Annotated in this window: 16 protein-coding genes; 1 reads left to right on the forward strand and 15 read right to left on the reverse strand. The window is 43.2% G+C overall.

Annotated elements, in window-relative coordinates:
* Positions 1-6: 6 nt before the first annotated feature.
* From yqfC to rpsU, 6 genes are all read right to left on the reverse strand, one after another.
* Positions 7-291 (reverse strand): sporulation protein YqfC, encoded by a 285-nt coding sequence (gene yqfC, locus J7E52_RS04490; RefSeq protein ID WP_034308511.1) that lies wholly within the window; start codon positions 289-291, stop codon positions 7-9.
* 128 nt (positions 292-419) lie between these two features.
* Entirely contained in the window at positions 420-911 is a 492-nt protein-coding gene (locus J7E52_RS04495; RefSeq protein WP_214743878.1) for a hypothetical protein, read from the reverse strand.
* Positions 912-933: 22 nt separating this feature from the next.
* Positions 934-1923 carry a flotillin-like protein FloA gene (gene floA, locus J7E52_RS04500; protein ID WP_370694102.1) on the reverse strand — a complete coding sequence of 330 codons (990 nt, stop codon included), beginning with the start codon at positions 1921-1923 and terminating at the stop codon, positions 934-936.
* Positions 1924-1973: 50 nt separating this feature from the next.
* Positions 1974-3248, reverse strand: a complete 1275-nt coding sequence (locus J7E52_RS04505; RefSeq protein ID WP_214744119.1) for an NfeD family protein — start codon at positions 3246-3248, stop codon at positions 1974-1976.
* A gap of 349 nt (positions 3249-3597) precedes the next feature.
* The gene (locus J7E52_RS04510; RefSeq protein ID WP_063233003.1) at positions 3598-4041 is read right to left on the reverse strand and encodes a GatB/YqeY domain-containing protein; all 444 of its coding nucleotides are present in this window, start codon (positions 4039-4041) and stop codon (positions 3598-3600) included.
* Positions 4042-4055: 14 nt separating this feature from the next.
* On the reverse strand, positions 4056-4229 hold the full coding sequence (gene rpsU, locus J7E52_RS04515; RefSeq protein ID WP_028391853.1) for a 30S ribosomal protein S21: 174 nt from the start codon (positions 4227-4229) through the stop codon (positions 4056-4058).
* Positions 4230-4465: 236 nt separating this feature from the next.
* Here rpsU and J7E52_RS04520 point away from each other — a divergent pair, with 236 nt between their 5' ends.
* Entirely contained in the window at positions 4466-5398 is a 933-nt protein-coding gene (locus tag J7E52_RS04520; protein WP_214743879.1) for a Na/Pi symporter, read from the forward strand.
* Positions 5399-5532: 134 nt separating this feature from the next.
* Here J7E52_RS04520 and deoC read toward each other — a convergent pair whose 3' ends face one another.
* From deoC to hemW, 9 genes are all read right to left on the reverse strand, one after another.
* Complete coding sequence (gene deoC, locus J7E52_RS04525) at positions 5533-6204, reverse strand: deoxyribose-phosphate aldolase (protein ID WP_214743880.1); 672 nt, start codon at positions 6202-6204, stop codon at positions 5533-5535.
* 156 nt (positions 6205-6360) lie between these two features.
* A complete protein-coding gene (mtaB, locus tag J7E52_RS04530) occupies positions 6361-7698 on the reverse strand; it encodes a tRNA (N(6)-L-threonylcarbamoyladenosine(37)-C(2))-methylthiotransferase MtaB (RefSeq protein ID WP_214743881.1) in 1338 nt (445 codons plus the stop codon).
* A gap of 6 nt (positions 7699-7704) precedes the next feature.
* Positions 7705-8457 (reverse strand): 16S rRNA (uracil(1498)-N(3))-methyltransferase, encoded by a 753-nt coding sequence (locus J7E52_RS04535; protein ID WP_214743882.1) that lies wholly within the window; start codon positions 8455-8457, stop codon positions 7705-7707.
* Between the two features lie 138 nt (positions 8458-8595).
* On the reverse strand, positions 8596-9537 hold the full coding sequence (gene prmA / locus J7E52_RS04540) for a 50S ribosomal protein L11 methyltransferase (protein ID WP_214743883.1): 942 nt from the start codon (positions 9535-9537) through the stop codon (positions 8596-8598).
* Between the two features lie 36 nt (positions 9538-9573).
* Positions 9574-10689 (reverse strand): molecular chaperone DnaJ, encoded by a 1116-nt coding sequence (gene dnaJ / locus J7E52_RS04545; RefSeq protein ID WP_063232996.1) that lies wholly within the window; start codon positions 10687-10689, stop codon positions 9574-9576.
* A gap of 302 nt (positions 10690-10991) precedes the next feature.
* The gene (gene dnaK, locus J7E52_RS04550; protein ID WP_214743884.1) at positions 10992-12824 is read right to left on the reverse strand and encodes a molecular chaperone DnaK; all 1833 of its coding nucleotides are present in this window, start codon (positions 12822-12824) and stop codon (positions 10992-10994) included.
* Positions 12825-12861: 37 nt separating this feature from the next.
* On the reverse strand, positions 12862-13458 hold the full coding sequence (grpE, locus tag J7E52_RS04555) for a nucleotide exchange factor GrpE (protein ID WP_214743885.1): 597 nt from the start codon (positions 13456-13458) through the stop codon (positions 12862-12864).
* Between the two features lie 99 nt (positions 13459-13557).
* Positions 13558-14586, reverse strand: coding sequence for a heat-inducible transcriptional repressor HrcA (gene hrcA / locus J7E52_RS04560; protein ID WP_214743886.1), 1029 nt, complete (start codon positions 14584-14586; stop codon positions 13558-13560).
* A gap of 124 nt (positions 14587-14710) precedes the next feature.
* A complete protein-coding gene (hemW, locus tag J7E52_RS04565; protein ID WP_214743887.1) occupies positions 14711-15862 on the reverse strand; it encodes a radical SAM family heme chaperone HemW in 1152 nt (383 codons plus the stop codon).
* Between the last annotated feature and the right edge of the window lie 80 nt (positions 15863-15942).

The raw sequence follows: 15942 nt of genomic DNA on the forward strand, positions 1-15942 counted from the left end.
CCGGGATCATTCATTGATAAAATAAACCTTGTCAATTTTGCCTTCGAGCATGATTTCTTCCGGCAAAATCGTCTTTATGACAAAGGCATTTCCCTTTATCAGCAACTGCCCATTTTTCAGCATCAATCGCACTTCGCTGTCTGTAAAAGCCAATAAGCCACGATGGTTTTCAATATAAATATGTAATTGTCCGATCATTGTAATTCGCGGCAGGTCCATCATGACATCTTGCGGAAGGTCCATTGTTTTGGTCATAAGCTGTTTCACTTTTTTTCCCCAATTGCGTGCCATAAAAAAGAACCCCCTTTCATCTCAATGTATGAAATGAAAGAGGGTTCTAGCACAAAATTATAAGTGAATGAAAGTCTATTTTTTCATGCTCATTTAATGACGGGCCTAAAAAAGCCCGGGGCTCCGAATCACCTTCTGGACCTCTGAAGACTTCTCTTCGCCCTTGGCGGTCCCAGCACTTCTGACATGATGATGCCATCAATCAGCTGCTTTTTGCCAAAAGACGTTCCTTTGCGATAGACCGGACTGTTATTATCAGAAATCGTTGATGTAAGTTGATCTGCCTTCGCTTTTTGATATAAACGCTCTTGATCGTACTTCTGCTGAATCCGTCTAAGCTCCGCAATCCTTTCATTCGCTTCGTTCTTCGTCTCATCGATCACTTCAACAGCCTGTGTTGCCTGCTGATCGACTTTCCTTACGGGAGCGGGTGCAGGCCTTTGCTGCTGATCCCCTTGCATTTCACCTTGAAGCTCCCGCATGACCTCCTGCCATTTCTTTTTCGGAGGCGTGTTAGGATCTTGAGCCTGTTTTTTCTTTCCTAACATGGACGTTAAAATACCGATCAAGACAATGATAAGGAATGGGTTCTTGAGAAAGAAATCAATAAAATCTCCCATTTAAAGACCTTCCTTCCCTGACCTAATTATTATTATGGTTATTGTTGTTATCTTTTGGATTTTCGGATATTTTACTGATGGAACCGCGCATATCCGTATCGGCCGTGATATTTTGGATATTCATATAATCCATCACTCCAAGGTTTCCGCTTTTCAGTGCATCGGCCATGGCCAGCGGAACTTCCGCTTCGGATTGAACAACCTTCGCTCTCATTTCCTGAACTCGGGCAACCATTTCCTGTTCAAGTGCAACAGCCATCGCACGGCGTTCTTCGGCCTTTGCCTGGGCTATTTTCTTATCCGCCTCGGCTTGGTCCGTTTGTAATATGGCCCCGATATTTTTACCGATATCCACTTCAGCGATATCAATGGAAAGAATTTCGAATGCCGTCCCTGAATCCAATCCTTTTGATAAAACCGTTCTTGAAATCAAATCGGGATGTTCCAGTACATCCGTGTGCATTTTAGAAGCACCGATGGTCGATACGATCCCTTCCCCTACACGGGCAATGATCGTCTCTTCACCGGCACCACCGACCAGGCGTTCAATGTTGGCACGGACCGTAATCCTTGCCTTCGCTTTCACTTCAATACCATTCATCGCTACACCTGAGATGAACGGAGTTTCGATCACTTTCGGATTAACGCTCATTTGAACAGCCTGCAAGACATCACGACCGGCAAGGTCAATAGCTGCACCCCGTTCGAAAGGTAACGTGATATTGGCGCGTTCTGCAGCAATTAATGCATTCACCACTCGATCGACATTACCGCCTGCAAGGTAATGGCTCTCCAATTGATTCGTTGAAACATTTATCCCAGCCTTATGGGCCTTGATAAGAGGATTGACGACCCTGCTTGGTATAACACGGCGAAGCCTCATCCCAACTAATGTAAATATACTGATTTTGACTCCTGCCGCTAAAGCGGAAATCCATAACATTACTGGTACGAATGTGAAAAACACTGCCAATACGATGATAGCAGCAATCACTGCCAGTACAATAAATATCGTTCCTGAAGTTATCACTTAATGATTCATCCTTCCTGTATCTTTTAATTTTAATTTGAATCCGGAATTTCCCGGACGACTACCCTTGATCCTTCAACTTTAACGATAATGATTGATGAACCTTTGGAAATAAAGCTTCCTTCGGTCACGACATCCACTCTTTCCTCTTTGACCAAAGCTGTTCCTGAAGGCCTCAAATCTGTAAGGGCCTTCCCTTCTACACCTAATAAATCCAAACGATTCGGATTGCTCACATACCCTTGTTCCGTTTTTGTTGCATCGGTTAATATCATTTTCCTGAAAAATTTCATCTGTTTTCCAAACACCTTTACAAGTAGGATGAATACCAAAATGGATACGGTGACCGCAATTAGCAAGGATATCGTCATATGGACCGGATCTCCTGTGGCGAGGAACAGACTCCCCACTATCGCTGTAAATCCGAGCAGCCCGATAATCCCCCCTGGGATAAAAAATTCAATGAGTACGAGTATGACCCCAATGATGAACATCGCTAACGATTCGTATCCGGTGATACCTGCGACAAGATGGCCATAGAAGAATAAGACAAGACTGGTGATTCCAATGACCCCCGGAATTCCAAAACCGGGTGAAAACAATTCCATCACAATCCCGATTCCCGCAATCGTCAATAAAATGGGAACGACGATCGGGTTAGTCAAAAAGCGGGCAAGTTTCTCGGGAAAGCTTTCTTCGGTTGACCGAATATCAGCATCCTCAACTCCAAGTATACTATACAGCTCCGCTTTCCCAGAGACGGTGCCTTCACTATATCCAGCTTTTTTTGCCTGTTCAGCTGTAAATGTCAGCAGCTTCCCTTTTTCCGCTCCATATTCGGGTAGATCGATGTCAACATCCGCCATCGCCTGGGCGTATATGGGATCACGTCCATTTTGTTCTGCAGCAGTCTTCATGGCAGCTAACCAATAAGATTGCGCTTTCTTACCTGCAGCGTTCCCTGTTGAATCAATCACAGCCGCAGATCCCATGGTGGCACTCGGAACCATATAGATCTCATCTGCACTTAGAGAAATGTATGCCCCTGCAGATAAAGCCCTGTTATTGACGTAGGCAACTGTCTTGATTGGTGAATCGGACAGTAACTTTGCAATTTCCCCTGCTGCATCCACAGCACCTCCAGGGGTATTCACCTCGAAAACGACAAGATCTGCATCAGCTGCTTCAGCAGTGGTCAGCGCGCGTTCCAAAAAGGCCGAGAGTCCCTTTTCCACCGTTTCTTCAATTGGAACATGGTAAACGATCTTCCCATTTGCAGATACCGTCGATCCCCCAAAAGAACACATGGTGAACAGCAATCCAAATAAGAGTACAGATAAATAACGCCAAATTTTCAACGGAACGCCCCCTTTCCCGTATTAAACGCGGTAGGTGCCTCCAATATTCAGGAGGAAAACATACCAGTAAATTCAGCACTCAACTAAATTCGAATAAGGAGCAAATGAAGCAACCCTCTACTCTGTTCTTTAGTTATTACGTATGTATATGAAAAAGGTTTCAAAAAAAGCAGATAAAATTAAAAGTGCCCCTATTATCTTGGGCTTCGTTTCAATAATATACGCATAAAATTCATGAAATACACAAAAACCACAGGCAATTTGCCTGCGGTTAGGTTTCGAGTTTTAAGTTTAGAGTTTAAGATAGATGTTGTTGTACTAATTTGTTTACTAGAGAACCATCCGCTTTACCTTTAACTTTAGGCATTAAAGCTCCCATAACTCGGCCCATATCTGCTTTGGATGTTGCATTGACTTCCTCAATCGTTTGTTTAACGATTTTAGAAATGTCTTCTTCTGAAAGTTGCTCAGGCATATATGCCTCTACGTATACTAGTTCGGTGCGGACTTTATCCACGAGATCTGAACGACCTGCGTTTTCAAACTCCTGGAGGGAGTCTTTGCGTTGTTTTAATTCGCGAGAGAGCACTGTCAATTCTTCATCATCTGTTAAATCTTGTCTCTGCTTCAGGGCTTCGTTTTGAATAGAAGCTTTCAGCATCCGAATAACAGATAGTTTGTCCTTTTCCTTGTTCTTCATCGCTTGTTTCATATCATTATTTAAACGCTCGAGAAGACTCATCTTTCCACCCTCTCTTAGAATTTACGTTTTCTTGCAGCTTCAGACTTTTTCTTACGTTTTACGCTTGGTTTTTCATAAAATTCACGCTTCCTAGCTTCCTGAAGCGATCCTGCTTTAGATACAGTACGTTTGAAACGACGAAGAGCATCTTCAAGCGATTCGTTTTTACGAACGACGGTTTTAGACATCTCTTTCCCTCCCTCCGAAAACAACACACTAACTCAAGTTGTCAACATGTTATACATGTACTAAACAATTATAATATATCATCTTTAGCAGGTCAACCAATAAAATCAAACTTATTTTGAATATCATCATGTTATTATCATAATTTTTCACTAAAATATCATTCAACTTGCATGGTAATCCAATTTATGGCATGTCTCCCGTTAATGGGCCATAAGCTTACTAAGAGGTGACAGTCATGCATGAGCTATTTTTATTCCTATTATTCATTGCGATTTTTTTGGCAGGTATGTCAGTTTTACGAATCGGACTGTTCAATATGTCCGGTGCAGCATTAAAAACTTTTCTCTCGAAGGTTACGGATAAGCCATGGAAAGGCTTCATGGCCGGAACCATCTTTACGGGGATCCTGCAGAGCAGCTCGGCGGTCATGGTCATGACGGTCGGCCTCGTTTCCGCAGGAAGCTTAACGTTCCCGCAAACTATCGGGATTATTCTTGGAACGAATGTCGGATCTACCTTTACAGCAGAGTTCATGGCCTTCTCCTTGGATCGTTGGATCATTCCCGGTGTCGTAAGCGGCGCTTTCCTTTGCTTCATGCCAAAAGCATTACCGAGAAGCTTAGGGATGTCCCTGATCGGAATCTCGGCCATCTTCGCGGCAATGAGTGGTTTTAAAACGCTTTCGACTCCGATTGCATCCTATCCATCCATACAAACGCTCATCCATTACATAGAGGACCATATGAGTTATGCCCTATTAGCCGGGATATTATTGACGGCACTCATTCACTCAAGTTCGGCAACCATCGGGATAGCCATGAGCTTTTTGATGAACGGGGAGTTATCCGTCCCCTCCGCAATCATCATCATGCTCGGATCGAATATAGGCACTTGCATCACCGGATACATGGCTAGCATCGGTTCTGGTAGACAAGCTGCCTTCACAGCTTATGCACATATTTGGCTAAACGTCATCGGGGTTGCCGCATTCCTGCCTTTTGTGGACATCCTGGAAAGCGCTGCCGCCTTTTTCACCGAAAACAAGGGGACACAGCTCGCCCATGCCAGTGTCATTTTCAATATCTTGACTTCTTTGGCCGTCTTGCCATTCGCACGGCAATTCTCCAACCTCATTCTTTTGGTGCATCGGCCACACTTAAAAAAATAAGGAGCTGTCCAAAAGTCATTAAAGACTTTCTTTTTGGAATTATCATCCGTTTTAATAAAAAACAGGCGGAGAAAAATATTTATTTTTCTCCGCCTGTTTTATTTTAAGGACCTGTTATACGGTTCCTTACAAAATCAATAATCGGAATCAGCCGTTAAGCCCTTTACGATGGAGACACCAGCACTCGCTCCAATTCTTGTTGCACCAGCTTCAATCACTTTCTGGGCATCGCTCGTGTTGCGGACTCCGCCTGAAGCTTTGACACCGATATCCGGGCCAACCGTTTTTCTCATAAGCGTGATATCTTCAACAGTCGCTCCGCCAGTCGAAAAACCAGTTGATGTTTTCACATAATCCGTTCCGGCTTTTACGGCCAATTCACATGCACGGACTTTTTCTTCATCAGTCAATAAAGAAGTTTCAATGATCACTTTTGACAGAGCCTTACCAGTGGATGCCGCTACAACAGCACGAATATCCCGCTCTACCAACTCATCATCTCTGTCCTTCAATGCGCCGATATTAATCACCATATCGACTTCGTGAGCGCCATTGGAGATGGCATCTTTCGTTTCAAAAGCTTTGGTTTCCGGTGTGGTTGCACCTAGAGGGAACCCGATAACCGTACAAACTTTCACATCTGAACCTTCCAAAAGTTCGCTTGCATATTTCACCCAAGTCGGGTTCACGCATACGGAAGCAAAGTTATACTCTCTCGCTTCTTCGCATAATACCTTTATTTGCTCTTTGGTTGCATCTGCTTTTAATAACGTGTGGTCAATTAAACCTGCTACATTTTGTGACATTAATAAATCCTCCTCAAAAACAATCTATACCTAGTTGTACGTACCTCTCATGATACCATAGTTTATTTACTTTGACGATATATATAGTCTTTACCCGAAAGTGCCAAGAAAACACATTTAAAGAGGATAAAAAAAAGACAGCGATTAACCGCTGTCTTAGATATTGGATGCTTGTTGCAACTGAAAATCCTTAATGACCGTCACGAACTGACCTTCACTAAATGGATAGCCAGACTTCGTAATCTTAACTTTGACGATTTCACCGACCATTTCTTCCGAAGCCGGGAAGACGACTTTCATGTAATTATCGGAGTAGCCCTCATAAAGGCCATTTTCCAACTTCGTTTCAGGAATGACTTCCAGAACTTCCCCCTCGAATTGGGAGGCATACTCTTTTGCCAGCTGATCCGACAACGTGATAAGGCGATGGACGCGTTCATTTTTGACATCTTCATCCACTTGATCTTCCATTCGGGCAGCCGGCGTCCCTGTCCGTTTTGAATAAGGGAAAACATGAAGTTCTGAGAATTTATATTTTTCGATAAAGTTATATGTCTCCATGAATTCTTCTTCGGTTTCACCTGGGAAACCTACGATGACATCAGAGGTGACAGCAAGACCCGGAAGCGCAATTTTCAACTTTTCGATTCGATCACCGAAGAAATCCATTGTATATTTACGTCTCATCCGTTTTAGCACTGTATCGGAACCCGATTGGATTGGTATATGCAAATGACGTACCACTTTTTTCGAATTCGTCAGCACTTCAATGATTTCATCTGTAATTTGGCTGGCTTCAATGGATGAAATGCGGATACGCTTCAGTCCATCGACTTTTTCCAAGTCCCGCAGCAGCATCGCCAAATTATAGTCTTTCAAATCGTCTCCGTAGCCGCCAGTATGAATTCCGGTGAGGACTAGCTCTTTATAGCCTGCCTCGACAAGCTGTTCAGCTTGGTGAACGACTTCTTTTGGATCGCGGGAACGCATCAAGCCACGGGCCCAAGGGATGATGCAGAAAGTGCAGAAATTATTGCAACCTTCCTGAATCTTAAGGGAAGCTCGTGTACGGTCTGTAAAAGCAGGTACATCCAACTCTTCGTAGACACGGTTTTTCATGATATTTCCTACGGCATTGATTGGCTCACGTTCAACCTTGAATTGCTCGATGTAATCAAGGAGTTTAACCCTGTCCTGTGTTCCTACAACAATATCCACACCTGGTATTGCCATGATTTCTGCCGGCGACGTCTGTGCGTAACATCCCGTTACCGCTATGACGGCATTCGGATTTTTACGAATGGCACGACGGATGACCTGACGGCTTTTCTTATCGCCAGTGTTTGTCACCGTGCATGTGTTGATGACATATACATCAGATGTATTTTCAAACTCAACACGATCATATCCCCCAGTTTTGAATAATTGCCAAATAGCCTCTGTTTCATAATGATTCACTTTACAGCCTAATGTATGGAAAGCGACCGTTGCCATTTTTCATCACCTCAAAAGTTCTACATGATAAGAAACAGCGGAAAGTGCATATAAAGGTGCTGTTTCAGTTCTTAATATTCTTGGTCCAAGACCGCAAGCCATAAAACCGGCATCAGTCAGCTTTTCAATTTCCTTATCTGCTAAACCACCTTCAGGCCCAAAAACGAATAGGATGGATTGCCCAGCAGTGATATCTTTCAAGACAGTAGCGAGTACAGAAGTTTCCCCCCGTTTTGCCTCTTCTTCAAAAGCGATTAATTTATGATCGAAACCGGAAGCATAACCAGCTAGCTGATCTGCCGTCATCGGTTCCTTGATGGCAGGGATAACCGTGCGGTGAGATTGCTCAGCCGCCTCTTTTGAAATCTTCTGGAGCCTCTCCAATTTCTTACCTACCTTTTTGTGGTCCCATTTTACCACCGAACGAGCAGCAATAAAAGGGATAAATTCAACGGCACCCAGTTCAGTACCCTTTTGAACGATATATTCCAACTTATCCCCTTTAGGCAGACCGCTCGCTATCACAACCCTTACAGGAAGTTCCTTTTCTTCATTCTTCCATTCCGTAACGGTCCCTATAACAGCATCATCAGTAATTTCCGAAATTTCTGCGATAGCTGTCATACCATTACCTTTCACCGTGATGATCCGCTCCCCTGGTCCCATTCTCATCACCCTGGCGATATGGTGAAAATCATCGCCTGATATCGTCACCGTGTTTCCATTGATGTCCACTTCGTTAAGAAAATACCGTTGCACACTGCCACCTACTTCGTCTAGTCTAAAAAACTCACAGGCTAACAGTCAGGAATCCAGAATGCAAGCCATGCAAAGATTCAAGCTAAAAAAAGGTACTCTGACTATCAAAATACCCGATAATCAGAGTAACTTTTTCAATTAATCATTTCTTTTCGCGATTATTGCCACCCAATCTTCCATCAAGATCGTTTCCTCAACGGTGAAACCAGATGCTATAATCGCATCCTTCACATCTTGTTTCTTAGTTTGAATGATTCCGGAAGCGATGAAATATCCGCCAGGTTTAACGACTTTCGCTACATCATCCGTAAAACGCATGATCACTTCGGCAAGAATATTAGCCACGACGATATCCGCTTGTTCATTAACACCATCCAGCAAATTGCCTTGTGAAACGGACACTTTATCCTGCACGTTATTGATTTCCACGTTTTGTATGGCTGACTGTACTGCCACTTCATCCAAATCAAGGGACTGGATTCGTTTAGCGTCCAATAAAGCAGCTGCAATGCTCAGAACACCAGAACCCGTTCCTACATCAACGACTAAATCCCCAGGCCGTACCGTACGCTCCAGCGCTTGGATGCACATGACCGTCGTCGGGTGTGTACCTGTTCCGAAAGCCATGCCTGGATCAAGTTCAATGATCAATTCGTCACTGCTTACTGGAGTGTAGTCTTCCCATGTCGGCACGATGGTAAAACGTTCGGATATCTTGACGGGGTTATAATATTTCTTCCAAGCCGTCGCCCACTCCTCCTCATTCACTTCACTAATTGAAACAACATTTTTCCCAAGGTCTATATCAAAAAGAAGGAGATTATTGATCGATTCCTTAATAGCATCAACGGTATCGTTAAGGAAGCTGTTAACGGGCAGATAAGCCTTAATGACTACACCTTCATCCGGATAATCATCTGGGTTTAAGTGGTAGATTTCGCCAAAAACATTTTCACGTTCCTTGACTAATTCTAGAGGATCCTCAATGACAACACCACTCGCACCTGCCTCATGAAGAATATTCGAAACAGGTTCAACCGCTTCATTCGTTGTTTGGATTGCAAATTCAGACCACTTCATAATCTACCAACTCCCAATTTGTTCTTTTACTTTTATTCACCTATCTTTAAAAGCACGCTTTACTTTTGAGAAAAAACCATCTTCTTGTTCATCTACACCTTGTCCGCTGATATCACTGAACTCACGAAGCAGGTCCTTTTGTTTTTCCGTCAATTTCTTAGGGGTGACCACTAATACGACCACATGCTGATCTCCTTGGCCATATCCTCTTACATTCGGAACCCCTTTTCCTTTTAAACGGAAACGAGTGCTTGTTTGTGTACCTGCAGGAATTTTCAGCTTCACTTTTCCATGCAGCGTCGGAACTTCTATTTCATCACCCAATGCTGCCTGGGCAAAAGTAACCGGCATTTCACAATAAATATCATCGCCATCCCGCTCAAAGAATTCATGGCTGCGCACATGGAAGACTACATACAGGTCTCCTGCCGGACCGCCATTGATACCTGGCTCTCCTTGACCGGTTACACGCAACTGCTGGCCATCATCAATTCCTGCTGGCACCTTGACTTGGATCTTTTTGCGTTTTTGGACTTTTCCGTCGCCGCCGCATGTTGAACATTTATTAGGAATGATTTTTCCTGTACCTTGACAATGGTGACATGCTCTCCGGTTCACAATCCTTCCGAACGCTGTGTTTTGTTCAACATTCAATTGACCGGTTCCATGACAATGTGAACAGTTTTCCACTTTTGTACCAGGTTTGGCACCGGATCCTTTACATGTATCACAATTCTCTTCACGCGGAATTTCGATCTCAGTATCTTTTCCGAATGCAGCCTCTTCAAATGAAAGGGTCATCGTATACTGTAAATCCGCCCCTTGACGCGGTGCATTAGGATCTCTCCTGCGGCCGCCGCCGCCAAAGAAGCTACTGAAAATATCTTCAAAACCGCCGAAACCTCCAAAGTCCTGACCGCCAAAGCCCTGATTGGGATCTGTATGTCCGAATTGGTCATAATGCGCCTTTTTCTGTTCGTCACTCAATACTTCGTAAGCTTCCTTGATTTCCTTGAATTTATCCGCAGCATCGTCCGCTTTATTAATATCAGGGTGATATTGTTTGGAGAGCTTTCGATACGCTTTTTTGATTTCATCCTTCGAAGCACTTTTCGAAAGGCCTAACACCTCATAATAATCGCGTTTACTCATATCTAAAATCCACTCCCGATTCGATTCACATAAAGGTAATATTATCACTGAACGAAGATAATAATCAACTAGAAAAGTACAAACGGTTTTAACACATTTTTGTAAATGGTAATGCCAGCCCCGATTTGCACACATTTTTCTCTAAAATCCCATGATTCCCCACCAGCGATTGTAACACTTCCCGACAATGATTCCATCCACTGTAAAAAAAGCCAAAGTCAAGATAACCTGACTTTGACTTTTTTACAATGGCAGGCAGAAATTAACTGCCCAATATATCAGTGTCCCAATTGGGCCACTTTTTATTTTTTCTCTTCTTCGTTAACTTCAGTGTATTCAGCATCAACCACATTATCGTCTTGAGCAGACTCGCCAGCACCGGCTTCGCCAGCTTGCTGAGCTTTTGCCGCTTCTTCATAAAGCTTCATTGTCAAAGCTTGAACGATTTCGTTAAGCGCATCTTTTTTCACGCGGATTTCTTCAAGCTCATTTTTCTCGATTGCAGCTTTCAGTTCATCCTTCGCTTCATTCGCTTTTGTTACTTCCGCTTCGTCCACTTTGCCTTCTAGATCTTTAAGCGTTTTTTCCGTTTGGAAAACTAATTGATCAGCTTCGTTACGAAGTTCAACTTCTTCTTTACGTTGTTTATCGCTATCGGCATTTTCTTCCGCTTCACGTACCATGCGTTCGATCTCTTCATCAGAAAGTCCTGAAGATGATTTGATGGTGATCGCTTGTTCTTTGTTCGTGCCAAGATCTTTCGCACGAACGTTCACGATACCATTTTTATCGATATCGAAAGTCACTTCAACTTGCGGAACTCCACGCGGTGCCGGTGGAATGTCACTTAATTGGAAACGGCCAAGCGTTTTGTTATCCGCTGACATTGGACGCTCACCTTGAAGGACATGGATATCAACTGCCGTTTGATTATCAGCAGCTGTCGAGAACACTTGTGATTTACTTGTCGGAATCGTAGTATTACGGTCAATCAGTTTCGTGAATACTCCGCCCATCGTTTCAATTCCAAGTGAAAGTGGAGTTACATCAAGAAGGACAACGTCTTTAACATCCCCTGTTAATACGCCACCTTGAATTGCAGCACCCATTGCCACTACTTCATCAGGGTTTACACCTTTGCTTGGTTCTTGACCGATTTCCTTTTTGATCGCTTCAACAACCGCAGGAATACGTGTAGATCCACCAACAAGGATTACTTTGTCGATTTCAGATGCGGAAAGACCAGCATCTTTCAATGCTTGACGAGTTGGTCCCATAGTGCGTTCCACAAGACCTGTAGAAAGCTCATCGAATTTAGCTCTAGTCATCGTTACATCCAAGTGAAGCGGGCCAGCATCTCCAGCTGTGATGAATGGTAATGAAATTTGAGTTGACGTTACGCCGGAAAGATCTTTTTTCGCTTTTTCAGCTGCATCTTTCAAACGTTGAACAGCCATTTTGTCTTTAGAAAGGTCGATTCCGTTTTCTTTCTTGAATGCTTCAACAAGGTAATCGATGATGACTTGGTCGAAATCATCCCCACCTAGACGGTTGTCACCGGCAGTGGACTTAACTTCGAAAACGCCATCTCCAAGTTCCATGATCGATACGTCAAATGTACCGCCACCAAGGTCGAATACAAGGATCGTTTGATCTTCTTCCGTTTTATCCAAACCGTATGCAAGTGCAGCAGCTGTCGGTTCGTTGATGATACGTTCCACTTCAAGGCCGGCAATTTGCCCGGCATCCTTAGTTGCTTGACGTTCAGCATCATTGAAGTAAGCAGGTACAGTGATGACCGCTTTAGTGACTTTTTCACCAAGATACTCTTCAGCGTATGATTTCAAGTATTGAAGGATAATTGCAGAAACTTCTTGAGGAGAGTATTCTTTTCCTTCAATTACTTCTTTATGGTCGGTACCCATATGGCGTTTAATGGAAATGATCGTGTTAGGGTTTGTTATCGCTTGGCGTTTTGCCACTTCCCCCACTTGCCTTTCTCCATTTTTGAATGCAACTACGGATGGAGTTGTACGGTTTCCTTCCGGATTCGGGATTACTTTTGGTTCCCCGCCTTCAAGTACAGATACACAAGAGTTTGTTGTACCTAAGTCAATACCAATAATCTTGCTCATAGTTTCACTACCTCCCAATTATTTATATGTAAAATTCCTATTCGTTCACTTTTACCATTGCAGGTCGTATCACACGGTCTTTAAGAAGGTATCCTTTTTGGAATTCCTCGACGACGATGTTCGAACCGAAGTTTTCATCTTGAACTTGCATGACCGCTTGATGCAGACGCGGATCGAACTCTTCGCCAACCGAACTGATCGGTTCAATGCCTTCTTTAGCCAATGCATCAGTAATCGCTTTATAGACCATTTCCATGCCGGATAGCAAGGATTTCGTCTGTTCATTTTCCGCTTCGATTTTTGTAGCTCTTTCAAAATTATCAAGAGCCTCCACTAAATCACTAGCAATGCTTTGAACTCTATATTTTTGAGCCGCCTCCATATCAAGCTTGGCACGGCGTCTTGAATTATCAAAATCGGCCTGCAGACGAAGATAACGGTTATCCATTTCTTCGATTTTCGCCTCAAGTTCGGCAATCTTTTCATGAGCCAATTGAAGTTCATCCTTTTCAACCGGATTTTCCTCGTGGTTTTCTTCCGCTTGAATTTCTTCTTCAGCGAAAACTGATTCTGCAGCGCTTTCCCCGATTGTTTCATTTTCCAATGTTTGTTCTTCGTTTTTATTTTCTGTCACAATCTCACCTCCCTAAAAGGGTTATACAATTTATGCTAAAGTAATATGCCAGGCCGCGGAATATGCTCCTCCGCCACCTTAACAATATTACCTTTGCTACTATTTTTGATACAGTTTTGTCATCAGGGCCGTTAAATCCTTCGAGAAAAACGAAAGCAAACTGATCACTCTCGAATATTCCATTCTCGTTGGACCCAATATGGCCAATGTGCCAACTTGCTCCTGCCCGATTGAGTAGGTTGCCGTAATCAAACTGCAGTCATCGAGCACTGTGTTTTGATTTTCACGGCCGATCTTGACGTGGATGCCCGATGGATTTTGAGTGATCAAATCATAAAATCCCTGTTCCTGTTCAATCATCGATAAAAGCGTGCTTACTTTAGCAATATCATGGAACTCCGGCTGCCTCAGCATATTCGTTTTCCCGCCGAAAAATATCTTTTCGGGCTTTGTGTCCGTCAGGGTCTCCGCAAGGATAGAGACCATCGATCCATAGTTTTGAATGTGGCGGCTCAATAGAACTGCCACTTCCTTATAGATCTTATCCTTTAGATCAACTAGCGGAACATCGACCAAACGGGAATTCAATATGTTCACCATCTTTTCAATTTCGTTTATATCTAAAGAAGGCGGTAAGGAAATCATTCGATTTTCCACATGACCTGTATCGGTAATGATGATGGCTATTGCCGTTTCAGGACTCAAAGGAATGATCTGGATTTTTTTCAGCTTATGCTCATTCACTTTTGGCCCCAGTACAATTGCCGTATAATTCGTCAGCTCCGAAAGTATTTTCGCTGACTTCTGAACGATCTTTTCCAATTCATAAATTCGTTCTACAAAAACGGATTTTAATATCTTCATTTCATTCTTTTTCGGAGCTTGAGGAGAAAGTAAATGATCCACATAATATCTATACCCTTTTTCAGAAGGGATCCTACCGGAAGAGGTATGGGTTTTTTCTAAAAATCCCATTTCTTCAAGATCGGACATTTCGTTGCGAATTGTGGCAGAGCTGAACGTAATTTCATCTTTCTTCGACAAGCTTCGTGACCCGACTGGCTGGGCAGAATGGATGAAATCCTCGATTATCACTTGTAGAATCAATAATTGACGATCAGTTAGCATGTATGATCACCTCTGTTAGCACTCTGTCTCATCGAGTGCTAATATACTAATAAATTATCAAATGAAGCTTATGATGTCAACAATGAAAACCGCTAATTCATCGTTAAAATAACATAGATTTCCTTCAGTCGGAATCAATAACGCCTAAAAATGATTGGAACACATCATTTCCGAGCAGTTTGCCCTGCTCAGTCAAGTGCACGAACCCGCCTTCGACCTTAAGCAGACCCTTTGCCGATCCTTCTTCGAGCGGTTTCCTGAAAATCTCCGTCATTTCAACAAAAAATTTATTCTTGAAGATTTCCAATGAAACTCCTTCCGTTTTCCGGAGACCCAAAAACATCTCCTCTTCCATCCGTTCATGAAGCGGTACCGGGTGTTCATCCAATACAGGCAGCTCGTTCGCAAGCAATGGCGTGATATATTTCTTCACAGGACCATGATTGGCCACCCTTTTACCTCCAGTATAGCCATGTGCACCGGCACCAATCCCATAATACTCCACATTATCCCAATATGTCAGGTTGTGCCTGCTTTCAAACCCAGCTCGGGCAAAATTACTGATTTCATATTGATGCAGACCATGCTTCTCCATCTCTTCCATCAGCCTCTCATACATCGAAGCCTCGAGCTCCTGCGGCGGCAGGTTCAATTTACCCCTTCTCATCTGATTATAAAAAACCGTCTTCGGCTCAACGATCAATGAGTAGCTGGAATAGTGCGGCAACTGAAGGGCAATCGCTTTATCCAGCGTATCCTTGAAATCTTCCATCGTTTGGCCCGGCAATCCATAAATCAAGTCGATGCTGATATTCGTAAAACCAACCTCTTGAGCCAAATGAATCGTTTCATATACTTCTAGAGCCCGGTGAGTCCGGCCAATTCGTTTTAACAATTCATCATTGAAGCTTTGCACTCCAAAGCTAAGTCTATTGACCCCTGAATCAAAAAGTATCTCGAGTTTCTCCCTCGAAAGATCCCCTGGATTGGCTTCGAATGTATATTCTCCCTTTTTAGGATCAAAGGGCAGGGTTTCATTGATTGCTTCACATAAGAATGCAATCTGCTTTTCACCCAGAGAGGTCGGTGTCCCTCCACCGACGAAAACCGTATCCAAACCTGCAGTCGGGTATTTGGAAAGCTGCATCTCCATTTCCCTTTTCATCATCTGTAAATATTCGTCAACCGGCTGTCCCTGCAAAAATACTTTATTGAAATCACAATAGTGACAAATATGTTCACAAAATGGTATATGGAGGTAGGCGCTTTTGATCATTGTGTTCACAACCTTTTATTCGAATGAGTCGATAGAAAAAGAGGCTAGATCTCCTCTACCCTCTTTTTTCTATCTATCGT

Origin of the sequence: Bacillus sp. ISL-34 (genome assembly GCF_018613325.1) — a bacterium.
GTDB lineage: Bacteria > Bacillota > Bacilli > Bacillales > DSM-1321 > Peribacillus.

Excerpts from the sequence above, each read along its gene's own strand:
- hemW (WP_214743887.1), bottom strand. The coding sequence starts at position 15,862 with ATGATCAAAAGCGCCTACCTCCATATACCATTTTGTGAACATATTTGT.
- mtaB (WP_214743881.1), bottom strand. The coding sequence starts at position 7,698 with ATGGCAACGGTCGCTTTCCATACATTAGGCTGTAAAGTGAATCATTAT.
- J7E52_RS04495 (WP_214743878.1), bottom strand. The coding sequence starts at position 911 with ATGGGAGATTTTATTGATTTCTTTCTCAAGAACCCATTCCTTATCATT.
- J7E52_RS04505 (WP_214744119.1), bottom strand. The coding sequence starts at position 3,248 with ATGTGTTCTTTTGGGGGATCGACGGTATCTGCAAATGGGAAGATCGTT.
- prmA (WP_214743883.1), bottom strand. The coding sequence starts at position 9,537 with ATGAAGTGGTCTGAATTTGCAATCCAAACAACGAATGAAGCGGTTGAA.
- dnaK (WP_214743884.1), bottom strand. The coding sequence starts at position 12,824 with ATGAGCAAGATTATTGGTATTGACTTAGGTACAACAAACTCTTGTGTA.
- J7E52_RS04510 (WP_063233003.1), bottom strand. The coding sequence starts at position 4,041 with ATGAGTCTTCTCGAGCGTTTAAATAATGATATGAAACAAGCGATGAAG.
- J7E52_RS04520 (WP_214743879.1), top strand. The coding sequence starts at position 4,466 with ATGCATGAGCTATTTTTATTCCTATTATTCATTGCGATTTTTTTGGCA.
- hrcA (WP_214743886.1), bottom strand. The coding sequence starts at position 14,586 with ATGCTAACTGATCGTCAATTATTGATTCTACAAGTGATAATCGAGGAT.
- yqfC (WP_034308511.1), bottom strand. The coding sequence starts at position 291 with ATGGCACGCAATTGGGGAAAAAAAGTGAAACAGCTTATGACCAAAACA.
- deoC (WP_214743880.1), bottom strand. The coding sequence starts at position 6,204 with ATGTCACAAAATGTAGCAGGTTTAATTGACCACACGTTATTAAAAGCA.
- rpsU (WP_028391853.1), bottom strand. The coding sequence starts at position 4,229 with ATGTCTAAAACCGTCGTTCGTAAAAACGAATCGCTTGAAGATGCTCTT.
- dnaJ (WP_063232996.1), bottom strand. The coding sequence starts at position 10,689 with ATGAGTAAACGCGATTATTATGAGGTGTTAGGCCTTTCGAAAAGTGCT.